Genomic DNA, 20,018 nt, shown 5'->3' with positions numbered 1-20,018 from the left:
CATCATGCCAACAAAACCTGCTGGTGCGCTGATGACTTTCACGCCTGGGCTTGGCTTTCCGACAAGTTCTTTCCTGTCATGGCTCTGACATCTGGGCGGCCTAACGTTGCTTGATCCTGAACCCACCACTGGAGACTCAGCATGATCCTCACCCCGGAACAAATCGCAGCTGCACAAAAAGCCAACCTGGAGACCCTGTTCGGTCTGACCACCAAGGCATTCGAAGGCGTCGAAAAGCTGGTCGAACTGAACCTGCAGGTCGTCAAGACGACCTTCGCTGAAAACGTCGACAACGCCAAGAAGGCGCTGTCCGCCAAGGATGCGCAGGAACTGCTGGCCATCCAGGCTTCGCTGGTTCAGCCTGTTGCCGAGAAGGCCCTGGCCTACACCCGTCACCTGTATGAAATCGCCTCGGAAACCCAGGGCGAGTTCACCAAGGTCGCCGAAGCCCAGCTGGCCGAAGGCTCGAAGAATGTGCAAGCCCTGGTCGACAACTTCGCCAAGAACGCACCGGCCGGCTCGGAGTCGACCGTCGCCATCGTGAAGTCCGCCATCAGCGCCGCCAACAACGCCTACGAGTCGGTCCAGAAGGCCACCAAGCAGGCTGTTGAAATCGCTGAAAGCAACTTCCAGGCTGCCGCCACTGCCGCCAGCAAGGCTGCGCAGCAAGCCGGCGCCACGGCTCGCTCGGCCACCAAGAAGCCGGCGTCGGTCTAAGACCACGCCAGCCCCGCTGCCGGTTAGTGCCGGCAGCGGCAAGGCCGGCCTGCGCCGGCCCGTTGGCAAAGCGACGCTGTCCTGACAGTGCGCTTTGCCAACGGTGGTCCATCAGGACCCCTCCCCTTGTCTCCTCGGTATCCGTCTTGCGCAATGCAATGGTACCTTCAAGCCCGGCCGCGTGCCGGGTTTTTTTCGTCCTCTCTTCCTCTCTTCCTCTCTTCCTCTCTTCCTCTCTTCCTCTCTTCCTCTCTTCCTCTCTTCCTCTCTTCCTCTCTTCCTCTCTTCCTCTCTTCCTCTCTTCCTCTCTTCCTCTCTTCCTCTCTTCCCCCCTCCTCCTTGAACGCCTGAGCACTTGGTAACAGTCCGCAGCGCCCAAGCGTATCTGGCATCTGCGGTTTGGCACGGCCTGGCCGTTAATTGCCATATTGGAGAAGTGGTCGCAGCGCAGCGATCCGGCTCAGTCCGCCCCCTCGTCCGTACAGCAAAGCCCCTCCCCAGACAAGCACCACCTGCACGGCAGCGCGATTTGCCTGAAAGCGGACCTCCTCACTCCCCCAAGGGGCGGCCTTCCTCCTTTCCCAAGCCAGAAATTCCCGAGTTTCGGTCGCACCCCAATCGGACAATTCACTAAAGAAATCAAAAATAGAGAATTTTCCGGGCCAAAACCAAGAATATTTATCACTCACAGCGAAATATCTCCGCACACGACGACCGCCCCGCCAATATCGAACAATTACGATTGATATTTAGCATCATTACTAATCAATCCCAGCTTCACCCGCATTACATTACCGCCTGCAGACGCCCAGAACATCACGTTTTGGCTTATGCACATAGTCCACGCCGCCCCACTCTCTCAAACCGAGAGCAGGGGACCGCCAACGGACATTTTCCAACCCCATCCGCACGCCCTCGATTATCGGCATGGTGCCGGAGTGGTTTTTTCAATCTTCATTGCAAAGGACAAGAAAATGAAACGCGTAGCCTTCGCCTCGCTCGTCGCCCTGGCGGCCGGACTGCCCACGCTGTCGCACGCATTCGACGGCCAGATCCAGTTCTCCGGCAAGGTTTATGACACCACTTGCAAGATCAACGCTAACGACGTCAACAAAGTCGTGACGTTCAAGGAGGGTCTCAAGCCCTCCGACTTCGCGACCAACGGTCAGCCGGCAACCAACGCCGCCGCGGAAAAATTCTCCATCCGCCTCAGCAATTGTGCTTACGCAGGCAGCCCCGCCCCCGTCCCCAAGGCGAAAATCAAGTTCGACAACCTCAACCCCCTGCTCGACAAGGAAACCAACGGCCTCATGAATCAAAGCGGTGCGAATTACGCGGAGAACGTGCAGGTCAACATTTACAACGATGCCGCCGGCGCGAGCAAAATCCTGCTGAGCAGCACCGATGCCAACGAAACGCCGTTCACGATCGATGACGCCACGAAGGCGGTGACGCTGGAGTATTACGCCAACCTGGTCCGCCAGGACACGGCTGGTGCCGCCGGCGTCCGCCCGGGCATCTACAACTCGGCGATCCGCTATCAGATCGTTTACGAGTAAAGGGGCGCGACATGGTGCCGGCGATGCGCAGCATCCCCTTTCTTCTGGTCGCCGGCGCCTTCGCGCTGGCGCTGCCGTCGGCCCAGGCCAGCCTGGTGCTGCAGGGCACGCGCGTGGTCTTCCCTGGCGACAGCCGTGACGTGTCGGTGCAGGTGCAGAACAGCGGCAACGCGCCAGCGCTGATGCAGGCCTGGATCGACGACGGACGCGCCGATCTACCGCCCGATCGCGCGGCTTCGCCCTTCGTGGTGACTCCCGCAGTCAGCCGCGTGGAACCTGGCAGTGGCGCGGCGCTGCGCATTAGCCGGTTGCAGGACGACCTGCCCCAGGACCGCGAATCCGTCTACTGGCTCAACGTCGTCGACGTGCCGCCCAGCCCGAAGGACACGCGGCAGGATTACATGCTGTTGTCCTTCCGCACGCGCATCAAGCTCTTCTACCGCCCTGCGGCCCTGGCCACAGGGGAAGTCTCCGTCGCCGGCGACAGGCTCACCTGGAAGCTGCTACCCGCGCCGGCGAAGACTGCAGCCGTGGCCTCCACCCGTCCCGCGCAGCAGATCGAAGTCTCCAACCCCACGCCCTACTACGTCTCCTTCAGTTCGGTCGAGGCCAAGGTGGGGGACCGGTCGGTGGCCGCCGGCAGCGGCATGGTCGACCCTTTCGGCCAGATGCGCTTCGATCTCCAGGGCAGCCTGCCCAGCGCCGGGCAGCCGCCTGCGGTCCGCTACCACGTCATCAACGACTTTGGCGGCACGAACGCGATGGAAAAGTTCCTGGACGTCCCGCCCCCATCCGGGACTCTCCGCTAGGCCGGCAGCGGCTGCCCCCTTTCCCGGCCTGATCCGCCCCGCCGGCGGCGGGCACGGATGCGGCGCCGTCCACCCGTTTCCAGAGTTCCATGCGCAACCTGCCCACGCTTCCCACCCAGCCGCCCCAGCCACGCAAGCGCGGGCGGCCACGCGCCGCAGCACCCAGCCCGATCACGCTGGCCGTGAGCCTGATGCTGCCTTCGATGGCGCTGGGCGCCGGCCAGCCGGGCGCCGGGTTCGCGGCGACTTTGGAGCGGGAACTTTCGGGCGGTACCAAGTCCGGGCGGCCAGCGCGCGATATGGGCGCCGACACGCCACCCGCGGCTTCCCCTGCATCAGCTCCATCCACAGTCGGCGAAGCCGATACCACGGCACCTGCTGCCGTGCCGCTGCCACAGCCTGACCACACTGCGGCGTCGAGCGAGGCCGCAGGCGGGAAGGCTGCAGCCCGCCCGCTCCGCAGCGCGGAGACCGTTGTATTCGACAGCGCCTTTCTGGTGCAGGGTACCGACGGCGAGCGGATCGACACCGCGCGCTTTGCACGCGGCAACCCGGTCGAGCCTGGCGTGCACCGGCTCGACCTGATGGTCAACGGCCAGTGGCGTGGACTGGAAGACATCGAGTTCCGCCGCATGGACGAGCAGGCAGAGCCCCTGCCCTGTTTCAGCCGCGCGCTGCTGGCGCGCGCCGGCGTGGACCTGGACAAGGCCGCGCGCGGCCAGGACCAGCGCGGCAGCAATGCGATGCCGGAGGGCCCGATGTGCACCCCCTTGTCGCGCTATGTGGCCGGCGCCGAGGTCCGCCTCGACCTAGCCGAGCAGAAGCTCTACCTGACGGTGCCGCGCGTGTTCCTGCGCAGCGGGGCCACGCCCACCTACGTCTCCCCGGACAACTGGGACCGCGGCGTCCCCGCGGCGCGGCTCAATTACTACACCAATCTGTTCGCCACGCAAAGCAACGGGCATAGCCAGACCAACGGCTACGCCGGCCTGGACATGGGCGTGAACATCGGCAGCGTGCGCCTGCGCCACAGCGGTGCCGCCACCTGGTCGCCCCAGAGCGGCCTGGACTACCAGCGCGGCCTGACCTACGCGCAGACCGACGTGCCGGCCTGGCGCTCCCAATTGCTGGCCGGCGAAAGCACCACGGGCGCGGAGTTCTTCGACGCCGTCTCCTTCCGCGGAGTGCGCCTGAGCAGCGACGACCGCATGCTGCCGGACATCTACCGCTCCTACGCACCGGTGGTGCGCGGCACGGCCAATTCCAATGCGCGCGTCACCATCCACCAGCGCGGCTACCAGATCTACGAAACCACGGTGGCCCCCGGCCCTTTCGCCATCGATGACCTGCAGGCCGCCAGCTATGGCGGCGACCTGGAGGTACGCGTGACGGAGGCCAACGGGCAGGTGCATACCTTCACCGTGCCCTTCGCCACCGCGGTGCAGATGCTGCGGCCCGGCTCCAGCCGCTTCAGCGCCACCGTCGGCCAGACCAACGACCCCAACCTGCAGCGCCGGCAATACCTGCTGCAAGGCATTTACCAGTACGGCCTGGACAATGACCTCACCGTCTATGGCGGCGCCTCGCTGACCAACGGCTACCAGTCCGCGCTGGCGGGCGCCGCCGTCAATACGCCGGTAGGCGCCTTCGCCGGCGACGTCACGGTGTCGAACGCCACCCTTCCCGGGGGCGGCTCGCGCCGCGGCGCAAGCTACCGCCTGACCTACAGCAAGAACCTGCCGCAGGCCGGCACCAACTTCTCGCTGCTGGCCTACCGCTATGCCACGCCCGGCTACCTGGGCCTGTCCGATGCGGTCGCCCTGCGCGACCGCGCCGCGCGCGGCCTCGCCTTCGACAACATGGCACGCGTGCGCACCCGGCTCGACGCCAACATCAGCCAGCGCTTCGGCAGCACCGGCGGCAACGTGTTCCTGACCGGCTCTTCGATGCAGTACTGGAACCAGCCGGGCACCGTGCTGTCCTTCGCGGCCGGCTACAGCAACCAGTGGCGCGGCATCACCTACAGCATCTCCGCGCAGCGCCTGACGACCCAGTTCGGCGCCTGGCCCGGCGGCAGCCCGGGCGGCAACCGCACCAACACGGTCATCAGCTTCAATCTGAGCATCCCGCTGGGGCGTGAGGTGGGCGGCGCGCCGACGCTGAACCTGTTCGCCACCCACGACGACAGCGCCGGCGCGCAGGGTACGCTGAGCGCGAGCGATACCTTCGGCCAGCGCAGCCAGGGCTACTACAGCCTGGCGCTGTCGCGCGACAGCAGCTACAACGTCACGACCAAGAGCGCCAGCCTCAATTACCGGCTGCCCACCGCCGACGTCGGCGCCAGCGTGTCCTGGGGCTCGGGCTCGCGCCAGGGTTCACTGAGCGCATCCGGCGGTGTGGTCGCGCACCAGGGAGGTGTCACGCTGGCGCGCACGCTGGGAGAAACCATCGCCCTGGTGCATGCGCCGCATGCCGAAGGGGCACGGACGGGCTCGGAGACCCGCGTCGACGGGCGCGGCTATGCGGTGGTCACCGGGCTGTCGCCCTACCGCCTCAATACCATCGAGCTCGATCCTAGCGGCATGCCGCAGGACGTGGAGCTCAAGCTGAGCGCGCGCAGCGTGGCGCCCCGTGCAGGCGCCGTCGTCAGGCTCGACTACCCCACGCGCCGCGCCATCCCGATCCTGATCGACAGCCGACAGGCCGATGGCACCGTCCTGCCCTTCGCCGCCACTGCGGTCGACGCGCACAGCGGCACCGTGGTCGGTGCGGTGGGCCAAGGCAGCCGGCTGGTGATCCGCACCGAGCAGGAACGCGGCAGCATCCGCGTGCAGTGGGGCGGCCGGCAGTGCCAGATCGACTACGCGCTGCCCGCCGGCGAAGGCCACCGCTCGAGCGGCTTCCAACAACTCGACCTGCCTTGCCAGCCGGTCCCCGGGGCCTCGCCTCCTGCAGCAACTTCGCCGGTGGCGCCTGCCGCCGCGGCTCCCGCGACGCCGCAGCCTGCGCCCGCCCCTGCAACACTCCGCCGCACCTTCGGCGAACGGTCGGCGCAAGGGTGGCTGTTCACGCAGCCAGGCACATCGGTTTCCGCCTCATGGTGAACCTGACCTCCCCCGCGCGCGCGGCCAAGGCGCGTGCGCTCGCGCTGCTGACTCCGCTCCTGCTGCTGGCCGCGGGCAGCGCGCAGGCCGCCCTGACGGTGGTCGGCACCCGCTTCATCTATCCGGCCGGCACCACCTCGCAGACCATCCGCGTGGGCAATGGCGGCGAACAACCCGTGCTGCTGCAGACCTGGCTGGATCGCGGGGACCCCGATGCGGATCCGAGCACCCTGGCCGTGCCCTTCCTGCTCACCCCGCCGATCGCACGCATCGAGCCGCAGGGCAGCGTCGCACTGCAGCTCAGCCATAGCGGCGAGGCCATGCCCGCGGACCGCGAGTCGGTGTTCTGGATCAACTTCCTCGAGGTGCCGCCGCTTCCCGCCGGCGACGGCAAGCTGCTCAAGCTCACCGTGCGCCTGCGCATGAAGGTGCTGTACCGCCCATCCGGCCTGGCCGGCAGCGCCGAGCAGGCCATCGCTCGGCTGCGCTGGCGCCTGCGGCCCGGCGCACCAGGCGCCGTCCCCGCGCTGGAAGCCCGCAACGACACGCCCTACTTCGTCAGCCTGGCCGCGGTCATGCTGCCGCGCGCGTCCGTACCGCTGCAGCTCGGCGGTCTCACGGTGCCACCCTTCGCCAGCGCCGCGCTGGCACTGCCGAAGGGCACGGGCGTCCTGCCCGCCGGCACGGCGCTGCACTACCAGGCCGCCGGCGACAGTGGCGAAGCGATTCGCGGCGAGACCGCAGTCGAACAGGACATCGCACTCCCATCATGATCGAAACACGCTTTCCTCCCGCCCGCCACCCACATCCCGCGCTGTGCGCGGCGCGGGCCGGCCTGGCCGCGCTCGCCCTCCCCCTGGTGGCATGGGCCGCTCCCGTGCCCGACGCCGGCCGGTCGATGCGCGACATCGAATCGGTGCGCCCCGCGCTGCCGCCGGCGCCGGCGCCCGAACTGGACTTGCCATCCATGCCGCAGCCGGCCGCCCCTGCCGCCGCCGAGCCCGGCGGCGCCGACGCCGCGCGGCTCGAAGTCAGCAGCTTCCGCCTGGACGGCAATCAGGCCTTCGGCGACGACCTGCTGCTGCCCCTGCTCGACGACCTCAAGGGCAAGGCGCTGACCCTGACCGAGCTGCGCGCGGCCGCCGGGCGCCTCTCCGCCTTCTACCAGGAGCGCGGCTACCTGCTGGCGCGCGCCTATCTGCCGCCGCAGGATATCGAGCACGGCGTGGTCCTGATCCGCGTGCGGGAGGGCCGCTATGACGAAGTGGTATTGGACAACCGTTCGCGCACACTCGATGTGGCCATCCGCGCGCCGCTGTCGCGCCTGCATCCGGGCGATGCGGTGCAGGGCGACGTCCTGGAGCAGACCCTGCACCTGCTCGCTGACATGCCCGGCATCGCCGTACGCGGCACGCTGCGGCCTGGTACGCAGCCCGGTGCCACCGACCTGGTGGTGGAAGCCACCCCCGGGCCCCTGGTGGACGGCAGCCTCGAGGCGGACAACTACGGCAGCGTCTATACCGGCGAATACCGCCTGGGGGGCAGCCTCGGCATCAACAGCCCGCTGCGCCTGGGCGACCGCCTCGACCTGCGCCTGCTCTCCAGCGACACGCACCAACGCTACTACCGCGCCGGCTACCAGTTGCCGCTGGGCCCCTATGCCACCCGGCTGGGAGCGGCAAGCGCCCGCACCCGCTACAGCCTGGGCCGCGATTTCGCCGAGCTCGAGGCGCACGGCACGGCGGACGTGCACAGCGCCTTCCTCAGCCAGCCCCTGCTGCGCAGCAGCCGCCTCAACCTGAATGCGCAACTCCAGTACGACCACAAGCGGCTGCGCGACGACATGGACCTGTTCGAGGTCAGCTCGGCCAAACGGCTGGACGCATTGATTCTGTCCCTCAGCGGCAATGCCGACGACGGCTGGCTCGGCGGCGGCCGCAGCGTCTTCTACCTGGGCTATGCCAGCGGCCGGCTGCGCCTCGGCGCCCCCTACGACCAGGCACGCGACGCCTTCACCGCGCGCAGCGTCGGCCGCTTCCACAAGCTGAACCTGAGCGCCGCGCGGCTGCAGCAATTACCCGGGCGCTTCCATTTCTACGCCCAGTTCAACGCGCAACTGGCCTCGCGCAACCTGGACAGCGCCGAGAAGCTCGGCCTGGGCGGCCCCTACGGCGTGCGCGCCTACACCCTGGGCGCCGGCAGCGGCGACCAGGGCTGGCAAGCCAGCGCCGAGCTGCGTTACGCGCCGGCCCCCGGCTGGCTGCTGAGCGCCTTCATCGACGAGGGCGCCGTCGCCATCAACAAGCACCCCTGGACGCCGGCACGCAACACCCTCGCACTGGGTGCCGCCGGCCTCGGCCTGCGCTGGGCGGATGGGAGCCGCCAGTTCACTGCCGCGCTGGCCTGGCCGCTGGGCAAGCGCGAGTTGCACGAGGTGCCCCGGCGCGAACCGCGCCTCTGGCTGCAGGCCACACAGACCTTCTAGCCGCCATGTCGGCAGCTTCGTTACCCGTTCTGCTGGGGCTCAGCAGAGTCACACCAACCGTCATGAGGTATGAAAATGAACCGTAGTTACGCATTGGTCTGGAACACGGCCCAGGGATGCTGGAAGGTGGCGCACGAAGGCGTGCGCCGGCGCGGCAAGTCGGGCGGCCGGTCGCTGGTGGCGGCGGCCGTGGCACTGCTGGGCCTGGGCGGCTCCCTCTCCGCCTTCGCCTTGCCGAGCGCCCCGAACATTGTTGGCGGCGCCAATGCCGCCGACATCCTGACGGATGCAAACAACCGGCTGACGTCCATCAACCAGAAAGCCGGCAAGTTGATCATCAACTGGAATGACTTCAGCATCGGCCGTGGCGAGCGCGTCATCTTCAACCAGCCGAGCAGGGATGCCGTGGCGCTGAACCGGGTCGTCGGCAATAGCGGCAGCGATATCCAAGGACAGCTCCTTGCCAACGGCCGCGTCTTCCTGGTCAACCCCAACGGGGTCCTGTTCGGCAAGAATGCCCAGGTCAATGTAGGTGGCCTGGTGGCCACCACCCACAGCATCACGGATCAGCAGTTCCTGGCCCCGGGCAATAGCTACACCTTCACCTCCTCACACTCCCCCAACGCTGTCGTAAACCAAGGCACCCTCACCGCCGCCCAGAACGGCAGCATCGCCCTGCTGGGCGGCGAGGTGCGCAACGACGGCCTGATCCAGGCGCCGCTGGGCAGCGTGGCACTGGGCGCGGGCGGCGACACGATGGTACGCTTCGGCGCTGCCGGCGGCCTGCTCAATCTGGAGGTCAACGGTGCCACCGCGAATGCGCTGGCCCACAACGGCGGCCTGCTCAAGGCCGACGGCGGCCAGGTGCTGATGACGGCGCGCGGCAGCGACAACCTGCTGCAGGCGGTGGTGAACAACGTGGGCGCGATCGAGGCCAATACGCTGAACCGGCAGGCCGGCAAGATCACGCTCGACGGCGGCGATGCAGGCCGCACCTTCGTCGGCGGGCGGCTGAGCGCCAGCGCGCTGAATGCGGTGGGCAACGGCGGCGAGATCGTGACGCGTGGCCAGAATCTGGATGTGGGCCTGGGGCTGCTGGTGGACACCCGCGCCAACAACGGCATGCACGGCAACTGGACGCTGAGCGGCCCCACCCTGACCATCGGCCGCTATGCCAACGACAGCAGCGCCAACGCCTACAGCGGCACGCTGGCGCAGAACCTGGCCACCACCAATATCACCGCCAGGAGCGAGGCCGGCGACCTGGCCCTCAACGGGCCGGTGGCCTGGAGCACCGGCAACCGACTGACCCTGGATTCGGCCGGCAGCCTGGCCGTGAACGCGCCCATCACCGCCAGCGGCATCCGCGCGGGGCTGACGCTGAACGCCGCAGACCAGGTGAACGTCAACGACAAGCTCACCCTCAGCGGCACCGCCGGCGAGCTCGAGATCAATGCCCCCGGCGGGCGCAACTTCGGCGACAAGGGTTCGGTCACCCTGTCGGGCGCCAGCGCCGGCTTCACCGCCGACGGCATCCGCCACACGGTGATCCAGAACGCGGCGCAACTGCAGCAGATCGATGCCAATCTGTGGGGCCACTACGTGCTGGGCAACAACATCACGGGCGGGCGCCTGCTCTCCATCGGCGGGCCGAACGGCGTCTTCAGCGGCAGCTTCGATGGCCTGGGCAACACCATCAGCAGCCTCGTGATCACCGGGCGCGGCGCCAATGTCGGCCTGTTCTCCGAGTCGGCCGGCACCATCGGCAACCTCAAGCTGGCCAACCTCAGCGTGGCCGACAATGCCTATGGCCCCGTACCCGGCTCGGTGGGCGCGCTGGCAGGCGTGAACCGCGGCCTCATCCGCAATGTCAGCACCGAGCGCGTCACGGTCAGCAGCGCTACCGCTCGCCAAAGCGCGGTGGGCGGGCTGGTGGGCACCAATACCGGCACCATCGAGGGCGTCAGCACCGGCGGCACTGTCATCGGCGGCGTCAACGCCCGCGCGGTGGGGGGCGTGGTCGGCGAGAACATCAAAGGGGGCTTCACCAGCCCGGGCGCGATCCGGGACACGGTGTCGCGAGTCCAGGTATCGGGCGGCGTGCTGAACGACGCCAGTGGCGGCGTAGGCGGCCTGGCCGGGGTCAACAATGGCGGCACCCTCCAGGATGTGCGCAGCGAAGGTGTGGTCATGGCCAGCCGCGCAGGCGTCAACGCGGGCGGCCTGGCCGGCTTGAACGCAAACGGCGGCGAGATCCTGAACGCCGCCGCCAGCGGCCGCGTGCAGGGCAGCCTGCGCGGCAATGCCGGCGGCCTGGTCGGCCTGAACTCGGGCGCCTCCATCACGGCCTCGCAGGCAAACGGACAGGTCAGCGGCAGCAGCACCGCCAGCATCGGCGGCGTGGCCGGCCTCAACGCCAACGGCGGCAGCCTGGTCAACGTGGCGGCCACCGGCCCGGTCACCGATACCTACGGCGCCAGCGTGGGCGGCGTGGTCGGCAGCAACCTTTACGGCGGTACCCTCCTCAACGCCAAGGGCTATGGCGACGTCTTCGGCGGCATCAACAGCCTGACCGGGGGCGTGACCGGCTACAACCTCGGCACGCTGACCGCAGCCGAAGGCTACGGCAAGGTCAGCGCCGGCGACAACGCCAGCGTGGGCGGCGTAGCCGGCGCCAACCTCGGCACCATCCTCGGCAGCATCGGCCTGGGCGAGGTGACCGGCGGCGCCCGCAGCAGCGTGGGCGGCCTGGTGGGCGACAACCAGGGCAAGGTCTCGTACTCGCATGCGGCCGGCTCGGTGCGCGGCGGCGCCTATGCCGCGCTGGGTGGCCTGGTGGGCGTGAACCGCAGCGTGCTCGAGTACTCCACCGCCTCCACCCGCATCAACTACCTGACGGCGAACTACCAGCAGGTCTACGGCGGCCTGGCAGGCATCAACAGTGGCAGCATGATCGGCAACGTCGCCAGCGGTGAAGCTGCCTTGGTGCCGCCGGTGGGCTCGAACGGCGGCCTGTTCCAGTAACCATCACGGCGGGCCGACCAGCCTGCCGAGCCCGGATCCGCCGCCCGGTTCCGGGCATGGCTACCTCGCCCCGGCGGGGCGGCCATCTTCCCTGGGAAAACTCATGACCAGCCCCCCTTCACCAGATGGCGCGCGGCGCGCCTCACGCTACCGTCCCATCGCCTCCCTGATCGCCGCGCTGCTCGCCAGCTTACTGCCCACTGCCGCGGCGGCGACCAGCTACGTCACTGTGAACAAGTGCGAAGTTTCCAACAAACCGGTCGGGGGCGGTGGCTGGACAGGCCCCGGCATCACTGCCTCCACAATAGCGGGGGAAACCGTTCTCAAACGAACCGTCACCTTCTCCGTGAACTTCAACACAACCGGCCCGGCCAGGTCACCGCAAGTCCTGGCGGCCTTGGGAAATTGGCTGAATCCGGTCCAGCTCGTACAAGGCACCATCATGCCCGTGGTGATCCAGAACGATCCGACGCCGTTTATATCGAAGATCGGCATCCGTATGAGCCACAAAGACCAAGCCATCGATCGGGGACCACGGCAGCAGACAATCCTCAGCATCACGGAACTCACACCAGAGGATACGACCTACTCATTCGGCGTATTTCAAGAGCTCGTCCTGCTGGTCGATCCGAAAGACCTGCCCGCCGGAGATATCAAGATCACCGGCATCGTCAACAACGCGATGGTGGAGCTGTTCACGTACTCAGTGGACGCGAGCAAAGGCATTATCGGCACCAGTGTCGCGCCGCATCCGGGGGTGAATGCCTGCAGCAACAATCTGGCCAGCGGGGCACTGTACAGTGCCCTCCTTCCACGCGAAGCGATCCCCAATAAATGCAAGGTCGATGCCGCAACCTTTCCAGTGCATCTGGGAACGGTCTCCGCCGCAGAGGTGACGGCGAATCCGAACTGGAAGGGCCCCCCGTCGAGCCCCGTCACCCTGAAGCTCAGCGAGTGCGCCAGCGCAGCCAAGCCACAGGTCTGGTTCCGCGACGAGAACGAGACCAGCAATACCAGCGACACGCTCAGCGTCACCGGCGGCGCCCAGGGCATCGGTATCGCGATGTACAGCCTGCCGACGGGCGGAGCCGAAAAGCGCGTCAGGTACTCCAACACGGCTCCAGCCCCGGGCAGCACCGATTTGCACACGATGGAACGCAGCGCCACAGACGCCACGCTCACGCTTTACGGCCGCTATGTGCGCACCAGCGGACCCGTAAGGGCCGGCCAGGCGAACGGCCTGGCCAGCTACTTCGTCACCTTCCCTTAGACACGCCGACAAGGCAGGCCGCCGACGGACGGGCCTGCCGTCCCATGCTCTCCCCCTTGCTTTCACCAGCACTGCGGGAGGCACCCATACCAGCCACCTGCCACCCCGACCGGAGGAGACCGACCATGCCCACTGAGAGGATTCGCGTCATCGTCGCGGATGACCACCCTGCCATCTTGATCGGCATCCAGTACGAACTACAGAAGACAAAGTCCTTCCAGATCGTGGGGCACGCCGAGAATTCGACCGAGCTGATCAAGCTGCTCGAGCAATGCGAATGCGAAGTGCTGATCTCCGACTACGCCATGCCGGGCGGCAAGCACGGCGACGGCATTGCGCTGTTCTCGCTGTTGCGGCGCCACTATCCGGCCCTGCGCCTTGTCGTGCTGACAATGATGAGCAACCCCGGCCTGATCCGGGCGCTGCTGCGGCTAGGCATCAATTGCATCCTGAGCAAGTCCGACCGCATCGAGCACGTCACCGCAGCCACGCGCTGCGCCCTGCAGCACCAGCAATACTTCTCCCCTTCGATCAAGGACCAATTGATCGGCCACTCACTCTTCGCCAACAATACATTGACGGCGCGCGAAGCGGAAATCGTGCGCCTGTTCGGCACGGGCCTGACCATCTCCGAGATCGCCCGCCAGTGGAACCGCAGCGTGCAGACCATCAGCACGCAGAAGATCAACGCCATGCGCAAGCTAGGCATCACGCGGGACTCGGACCTGCTGCGCTATGCCAACGACTGGGAGCAACGGGAAGACTGAGCGTCGCCGCTGTCCACGCGGCGTCCCGCCTCCCGGCAGGCACGCAATCGGCATAGGGGGCAGCCATCGTGGCTGCGCCCCTGCCACACCACCCGGCGTGCGGGTCCGCACCGGGCGGTTCGAGAGGTTGAGGTTAGGCGAGGCGGGGCAGGCCCAGCCGGTCAAAGTAGGCGATATCCAGCACCCACTGCAGCGCGGCCCCACTGTTGCGCCACCAGCAACGGCTATTCGCCGCCACTCGTTGGGCCGTCTCGGACGTCGCGCCTAGGGCCCGCAGTTCCCGGTAGATAGTCGGGCCACGTCGCCACTGCTTGAGCTGAATTGCTCTCAGCCGGTGACGTATCCACTTGTCCAGCGTTCGCAAGACGTTGGGCGTTTGCGCCAGCCGGAAGTAAGCCATCCACCCCAGTACATACGGCCGCAACCGCTCCACCACCTCCAGTAGGCTCCGCCCCCCAGACCGGCGGGTCAGTTCGCGGATACGTTGCTTGAACGTCAGCAGCGGCTTGACTGCCACTTTACGCTTGGCCACACCACCAGCGGCCACCCAGAAGCTGTAGCCGAGGAATTTGCGGCCAAACACACTCGCCACCGCGCTCTTCGCCTCGTTGACCATCAGACGCAACTTGCCGTACAGCCGCCGCAACAGCGCCATCACCCGCTCGCCCGCCCGACGGCTGCGTACGTACACGTTCGCATCGTCGGCGTAGCGCACGAAGCAATGGCCTCGGCGCTCCAACGCCTTGTCCACCTCATCAAGCAGCACGTTGGCCAGCAACGGCGACAGCGGACCGCCTTGCGGCGTGCCCTCGTACCGTTGCAGCACAACCCCGCCATCCATCAGTCCGCTGTTCAGATACGCTCGGATCAACCGGATGACTCCGGGGTCTTCAATGCGTTTCTGTAGGCGATCAATCAGGATGTCGTGGTTAACCCGGTCAAAGAACTTTTCCAAGTCCACGTCCACCACTATTCGCCGACCCGATTGCACGTACGACTGTGCGGTTAGCACCGCATCGTGCGCGCGCCTGCCGGGACGGAAGCCGTAGCTATGCTCGCTGAAGGTGGGGTCCAGAATCGGCTGCAACACCTGCAACAGCGCCTGCTGGATCAGGCGATCCGTCACCGTCGGGATACCAAGCTCGCGCTCGCCTCCGTCCGGCTTCGGGATCGTTACCCGCCGTACCGGACTGGGCCGGTACGTCCCCTTGAGCAGTTGTTCGCGAAGCGTCGGCCACACTGACACCAGGTGATGCGCGGTCTGGTCTATGTCCAGCCCGTCTACCCCCGCGGCACCCTTGTTGGCCCGCACGCGCTTGAACGCTTGCTTCAGGTTCTCTCGCGCCAGCGCCGCTGCCAGCAGCGCCGACCCTGTGCTCTCCGATTCATGTCGCGGGCCACCGGCTTCGTCGCAGACGGGTTCGCGTCCGGCTTCACCGTCCGTTTCTCCCGCTCGCCCCACTCGCGCGGGCATCTGACGCAGTACCTGTTGCATCGACATGGCTTCGAACACTCCCTCTCGTTTGGTCCTTCGTCGGCGGCTTCGAGCCTTCCCGGCGCTACCGTCAACTACTATGACCTCTGCTGAGACCCCGCTCCGGTTCGACGCCGTCGCCCTTTCAGGCGCAAGACGGGGCGTCCCCAGGTAAGAACGCACTCCTTCACTGCACAACCGCCGGATTTACGTCACCGCCCTTTGAGCACAAGAACTTCGCGGTCCTTTGCCCGCTCGTCCTGGTCGGCACCGCCTTCTATCCGGTTCGTGTCCCTCGGCTCGCAGATTCGCTCCACGCTTCCTCCCCACGATCAGTCACCCTTTCGCAGTTGCGCTTCGCTTCGTTCGCTGTGATCAACTTACGGTGGGACTTGCACCCACAAGAGTGCGCCCATGCTGGGCGCACAAAGAAAAAGGGCAGGCCGCCGGCCTGCCCCTTGCGAGACGATCTGCCTCAGCGCTTGCGCGGCGGCGGCACGTCCGTGCACACACCCTCGTAGATCTCCGCTGCCATGCCGACCGACTCGCCCAGCGTCGGGTGCGGGTGGATGGTGCGGCCGATATCGACCGCGTCCGCGCCCATCTCGACGGCCAGGCAGATCTCGCTGATCAGGTCGCCGGCATGGGTGCCGACGATGCCGCCGCCGATGATGCGGTGGGTTTCCTCATCGAACAGCAGCTTGGTGAAGCCCTCGTCGCGGCCATTGGCGATGGCGCGGCCCGAGGCTGCCCACGGGAACATGCCCTTGCCGTACTTGATGCCCTGCGCCTTGCACTCGTCCTCGGTCAGGCCGGCCCAGGCCACTTCCGGATCGGTGAAGGCCACCGACGGAATCTGCTTGGCATCGAAGAAGGCCTTCTCGCCGTGCGCCGCCTCGGCCGCCACATGGCCTTCGTGCACCGCCTTGTGCGCCAGCATCGGCTGGCCGACGATGTCGCCGATGGCATAGATGTGCGGCACATTGGTGCGCATCTGCTTGTCCACGTCGATGAAGCCGCGCTCGGTCACGGCGACACCGGCCTTGTCGGCGCCGATGCGCTTGCCGTTGGGCGAGCGGCCCACCGACACCAGCACGAAGTCGTAGCGCTGCGGCTCGGCCGGCGCCTGCTCGCCTTCGAACTTGACGTAGATGCCGTCGGCCTTGGCTTCCACCCCGACCGTCTTGGTCTTGAGCATGACCTTGCCGAAGCGGTCCTTGTTCTTCTTTTCCCAGACCTTGACCAGGTCGCGGTCCGCGCCGTTCATCAAGCCGTCGAGCATTTCGACGACGTCGATCTCGGCGCCCAGCGTGCTGTACACCGTCGCCATTTCCAGGCCGATGATGCCGCCGCCGATGACCAGCATCTTGTTGGGCACCTCGGGCAGCTCAAGTGCGCCGGTGGAATCGACGATGCGCGGATCCTCGGGGATGAAGGGCAGCTTCACCGCCTGGCTGCCGGCAGCGATGATGGCCTTCTCGAAGCGGATCACGGTCTTCTTGCCGGTGGTGGCCTTGCCCTCACCCTCGGTCAGCTCGACCTCCAGGTGATGCGGGTCGAGGAAGCTGCCGATGCCGCGCACCACCTGCACCTTGCGTGCCTTGGCCATGCCGGCCAGGCCGCCGGTCAGCTTGCCGACCACCGAATCCTTGTAGTGGCGCAGGCCGTCCAGGTCGATCTTGGCTTCGCCGAACAGGATGCCGTGGGCCGCCAGCGCCTTGGCCTCGTCGATCACGGCGGCGTTGTGCAGCAGCGCCTTGGACGGAATGCAGCCCACGTTCAGGCAAACGCCGCCCAGGGTGGCGTAGCGTTCGACCAGCACGGTGCTCATGCCCAGGTCAGCCGCGCGGAAGGCGGCGGAGTAGCCGCCGGGGCCGGCGCCCAGCACCAGCATGTCGCACTGGATGTCGGCGCCGCCGCTGTGCGTGGCCGCCGCGGGCGCCGCTGCCGGGGCCGCGCCCGCAGGAGCCGCAGCAGGAGCCGCGGCGGGGGCAGGTGCCGGCGCGGCGGCCGGGCTAGCCGCCTGGGCCGCAGCGGCCTCGACCGTGCAGATCACCATGCCCTTGCTTACCTTGTCGCCGATATTGATGCGCACGTCGACCACCGTGCCCGCCACCGAGGACGGCACGTCCATGCTGGCCTTGTCCGATTCCAGCACGATCAGGGACTGTTCCACCTCGACCGGATCGCCCGGCTTGACCAGCACCTCGATCACTTCCACTGCGTCGAAATCGCCGATGTCCGGCACCTTGACCTCGATCACACTCATGCTTTGCTCCTCATTGCGCCGCCTGCTTCAGGTTCAGGCTGCGCCGTCGTTGTTGGGTGCCATGCCCGCCGCGCCGTCCGCCGCGCGCAGGCGCAGGACGTGCATCTCGACCGGGCCGGCCGAACTCTTGTCGAACTCCACGCCGGCCTCGACCCCGGTGCGCGCGATCCGTTCCGCATTGAACTCCGGGCGGTCGTAGACGGCATGCATCGCGCCGAGCGCGTAGTTGCGGCCCGAGCCGATGCCCCAGAAGCGGTCGAAGGCAAACACCTCGCGGTAGGAATACACGCCGAAGATGCCGTCCGGGTTGGCGATCAGGCAGACGATCTGCGACGACTCGTAGGGATCGTCCTCGTCTTCCTTGGTGTTGATGAAGTACTCGTTCTTGAGCTTCTCATGCACCTTCAGGAAGGTCCGGAACACGTCGTCGCGCGAGCCCAGCCGGCACTCCTCGCCCAGCCCCGACAGCAGGCTGCGCATCACCGGGAAATGCGCCGTGGTGCCGGCCAGCGCGATGAAGCTCTCGCCGACCGGGAACACCTTCTGGTTGCGCTCATAGGCACGCGACAGGCGCGTGTCCCCGAAGGTGACCAGCGCGTCGGCCGCGATCGCCACCACTCCGTCCTTCTTGACGACAACGCAGGTAGTCATGGCTCGCCTCGTCTTTGCAGTGCCACGGGCGCGGCGGCATCGCTGCCGACGCGCCCTGCCCGCTTACAGCAGGATGCGGCGGAAGTCGGCCAGCAGCTGCGCGAAGTAGACGTTGAAGCGCGCGGCTTCGGCGCCGTCGATCACGCGGTGGTCCCACGACAGCGACAGCGGCAGCGTCAGGCGCGGCACGAACTGCTTGCCGTCCCAGACCGGCTTCTGGTACGACTTGCACACGCCCATGATGGCCACTTCGGGCGCGTTGATGATCGGCGTGAAGTAGGTGCCGCCGATGCCGCCGAGCGAGGAGATCGAGAAGCAGCCGCCCTGCATCTGGTCCGGCTTGAGCTTGCCCTCGCGCGCCAGCTTGGCCAGCTCGCCCATCTCCTGGCCGATCTCCAGCACGCCCTTCTTGTCGGCGTCCTTGATCACCGGCACCACCAGGCCATTCGGCGTGTCAGCGGCGAAGCCGATGTTGAAGTACTTCTTCAGCACCAGGTTGTCGCCGTCGAGCGAGGCATTGAAGGTCGGGAACTTCTTCAGTGCCGCCACCGCCGCCTTGATCATGAAGGCCAGCATGGTGACCTTGACGCCCTGCTTCTCGTATTCCTTGTTGAGCTGCACGCGGAAGGCTTCCAGGTCGGTGATGTCCGCCTCGTCGCAGTTGGTGACGTGGGGAATCATCACCCAGTTGCGGTGCAGGTTCGCGCCGGAGAGCTTCTTGATGCGAGACAGCGCCTTGCTTTCCACCTCGCCGAAGCGGGTGAAGTCAACCTTGGGCCAGGGCAGCAGATTCAGCTCGCCACCGGTGCCGCCCGCGGCAGCAGCCTGGGCCGGCGCCGCGGCCTGGCCGCTCATCACGCCCTTGACGAAGGCCTGCACGTCTTCCTGGGTGATGCGGCCCTTGATGCCGGTGCCGGGCACGCGTGACACGTCCACGCCCAGCTCGCGCGCGAACTTGCGCACCGAGGGGCTGGCGTGGGCGGCCTTGCCGCTCACGCCGGCCGGAGCTGCAGGCGCTGCAGCGGCGGCGGGCGCCGCAGCGACCGGCGCGGGAGCCGGTGCGGCAGGCGCCGGCACGCTGGCGGCAACCGGGGCCGCTGCGCTGGCCGCGGCGGCGGGCGCAGCTACGGCAGCAGCGACAGCACCGGCGGCTTCCAGGATCAGCAGCAGCGTGCCTTCGGCCACTTCATCGCCGACCTTGACCTTGACTTCCTTGACGGTGCCGCCGACCGGCGACGGCACGTCCATCGTCGCCTTGTCGGATTCGAGCGTCACCACCGCGTCCTCGGCCTGGAGCACGTCGCCGGGCTTCACGTGGACCTCGATGACCGGCACGCCCTTGTAGTCGCCGATGTCGGGCACCTTGACCTCGATCGTGCCACCGGCGGCGGCGGGGGCGGCGGCCGGTGCGGCCGGCGCGGGCGCGGCGGCAGGCGCCGGAGCCGGCGCGGCTGCCGGAGCCGGTGCAGCGGCGGCCTGGGCCGGCGCGGGAGCCGGCGCGGCGGCGCCGGCGGGCTCCAGCATCACCAGCACCGAGCCTTCGGACACGTTGTCGCCCACCTTGATGCGGACTTCCTTGACCGTGCCGGCCTGCGGCGACGGCACATCCATGGTGGCCTTGTCGGATTCGAGGGTCACCAGGGCGTCTTCCGCCTGGATCACGTCGCCGGGCTTCACATGCACTTCGATGACGGGAACGGCGTCGTAGTCGCCGATGTCCGGCACCTTGATTTCAATCGCTTGACTCATTCAGTGTCTCCTGGACAGGCGCAAGGCGCGACAGGCACAAGCGGCGAGGTTACCCTCACCGCCGGCGTCTGTCACGCCGCCGCGCCGCAAGGCACCCGGACACAGCCGGGCGCCCCGCGGCGCGGCGCTTGCGCGCCTGC

Annotated in this window: 14 protein-coding genes; 9 read left to right on the top strand and 5 right to left on the bottom strand. The window is 67.4% G+C overall.

The features are described 5' to 3' along the window. The first annotated feature begins 141 nt into the window (after nucleotides 1–141). On the top strand, nucleotides 142–717 hold the full coding sequence (phaP1, locus tag AC1Z3O_RS06655) for a TIGR01841 family phasin PhaP1 (protein WP_483514558.1): 576 nt from the start codon (nucleotides 142–144) through the stop codon (nucleotides 715–717). 167 nt (nucleotides 718–884) lie between these two features. Here phaP1 and AC1Z3O_RS06650 read toward each other — a convergent pair whose 3' ends face one another. Further along, on the bottom strand, nucleotides 885–1,109 hold the full coding sequence (locus tag AC1Z3O_RS06650; RefSeq protein WP_483514557.1) for a hypothetical protein: 225 nt from the start codon (nucleotides 1,107–1,109) through the stop codon (nucleotides 885–887). Between the two features lie 582 nt (nucleotides 1,110–1,691). On the opposite strand from AC1Z3O_RS06650, the gene AC1Z3O_RS06645 reads away from it, so the two are divergent. The 8 genes from AC1Z3O_RS06645 to AC1Z3O_RS06610 all read left to right on the top strand — a co-directional run bounded on the left by AC1Z3O_RS06645 (nucleotide 1,692) and on the right by AC1Z3O_RS06610 (nucleotide 13,735). Next, nucleotides 1,692–2,276, top strand: coding sequence for a fimbrial protein (locus AC1Z3O_RS06645; RefSeq protein ID WP_483514555.1), 585 nt, complete (start codon nucleotides 1,692–1,694; stop codon nucleotides 2,274–2,276). 23 nt (nucleotides 2,277–2,299) lie between these two features. Continuing rightward, nucleotides 2,300–3,085: a fimbrial biogenesis chaperone gene (locus tag AC1Z3O_RS06640; protein ID WP_483514553.1), complete on the top strand. Its 786-nt coding sequence runs from the start codon at nucleotides 2,300–2,302 to the stop codon at nucleotides 3,083–3,085. Between the two features lie 89 nt (nucleotides 3,086–3,174). After that, nucleotides 3,175–6,189: a fimbria/pilus outer membrane usher protein gene (locus AC1Z3O_RS06635; RefSeq protein ID WP_483514551.1), complete on the top strand. Its 3,015-nt coding sequence runs from the start codon at nucleotides 3,175–3,177 to the stop codon at nucleotides 6,187–6,189. Then, nucleotides 6,183–6,962 carry a fimbrial biogenesis chaperone gene (locus tag AC1Z3O_RS06630; protein ID WP_483514549.1) on the top strand — a complete coding sequence of 260 codons (780 nt, stop codon included), beginning with the start codon at nucleotides 6,183–6,185 and terminating at the stop codon, nucleotides 6,960–6,962. The genes AC1Z3O_RS06635 and AC1Z3O_RS06630 overlap by 7 nt, the downstream gene beginning before the upstream one ends. After that, nucleotides 6,959–8,674 (top strand): ShlB/FhaC/HecB family hemolysin secretion/activation protein, encoded by a 1,716-nt coding sequence (locus AC1Z3O_RS06625; RefSeq protein ID WP_483514547.1) that lies wholly within the window; start codon nucleotides 6,959–6,961, stop codon nucleotides 8,672–8,674. The genes AC1Z3O_RS06630 and AC1Z3O_RS06625 overlap by 4 nt, the downstream gene beginning before the upstream one ends. A gap of 75 nt (nucleotides 8,675–8,749) precedes the next feature. Beyond that, on the top strand, nucleotides 8,750–11,698 hold the full coding sequence (locus tag AC1Z3O_RS06620) for a two-partner secretion domain-containing protein (protein ID WP_483514545.1): 2,949 nt from the start codon (nucleotides 8,750–8,752) through the stop codon (nucleotides 11,696–11,698). A gap of 103 nt (nucleotides 11,699–11,801) precedes the next feature. Beyond that, on the top strand, nucleotides 11,802–12,968 hold the full coding sequence (locus AC1Z3O_RS06615; RefSeq protein ID WP_483514543.1) for a fimbrial protein: 1,167 nt from the start codon (nucleotides 11,802–11,804) through the stop codon (nucleotides 12,966–12,968). A gap of 125 nt (nucleotides 12,969–13,093) precedes the next feature. Next, the gene (locus tag AC1Z3O_RS06610; RefSeq protein WP_483514542.1) at nucleotides 13,094–13,735 is read left to right on the top strand and encodes a response regulator; all 642 of its coding nucleotides are present in this window, start codon (nucleotides 13,094–13,096) and stop codon (nucleotides 13,733–13,735) included. A gap of 133 nt (nucleotides 13,736–13,868) precedes the next feature. Here the strand turns inward: AC1Z3O_RS06610 and ltrA are convergent, their stop codons facing one another. The 4 genes from ltrA to aceF all read right to left on the bottom strand — a co-directional run bounded on the left by ltrA (nucleotide 13,869) and on the right by aceF (nucleotide 19,878). Further along, nucleotides 13,869–15,236 (bottom strand): group II intron reverse transcriptase/maturase, encoded by a 1,368-nt coding sequence (ltrA, locus tag AC1Z3O_RS06605; protein WP_483517528.1) that lies wholly within the window; start codon nucleotides 15,234–15,236, stop codon nucleotides 13,869–13,871. 448 nt (nucleotides 15,237–15,684) lie between these two features. Beyond that, nucleotides 15,685–17,478 carry a dihydrolipoyl dehydrogenase gene (gene lpdA / locus AC1Z3O_RS06600; protein ID WP_483514540.1) on the bottom strand — a complete coding sequence of 598 codons (1,794 nt, stop codon included), beginning with the start codon at nucleotides 17,476–17,478 and terminating at the stop codon, nucleotides 15,685–15,687. Between the two features lie 33 nt (nucleotides 17,479–17,511). Then, nucleotides 17,512–18,129, bottom strand: a complete 618-nt coding sequence (locus tag AC1Z3O_RS06595) for an MFS transporter (protein ID WP_483514539.1) — start codon at nucleotides 18,127–18,129, stop codon at nucleotides 17,512–17,514. 63 nt (nucleotides 18,130–18,192) lie between these two features. Beyond that, on the bottom strand, nucleotides 18,193–19,878 hold the full coding sequence (gene aceF, locus AC1Z3O_RS06590) for a dihydrolipoyllysine-residue acetyltransferase (protein ID WP_483514537.1): 1,686 nt from the start codon (nucleotides 19,876–19,878) through the stop codon (nucleotides 18,193–18,195). Nucleotides 19,879–20,018 lie beyond the last annotated feature (140 nt).

This window comes from Cupriavidus sp. 09_S30, assembly GCF_056930435.1.
The sequence above is the reverse complement of the archived record's forward strand: the minus strand, read 5'-3'. Positions and strand labels throughout refer to the sequence as shown.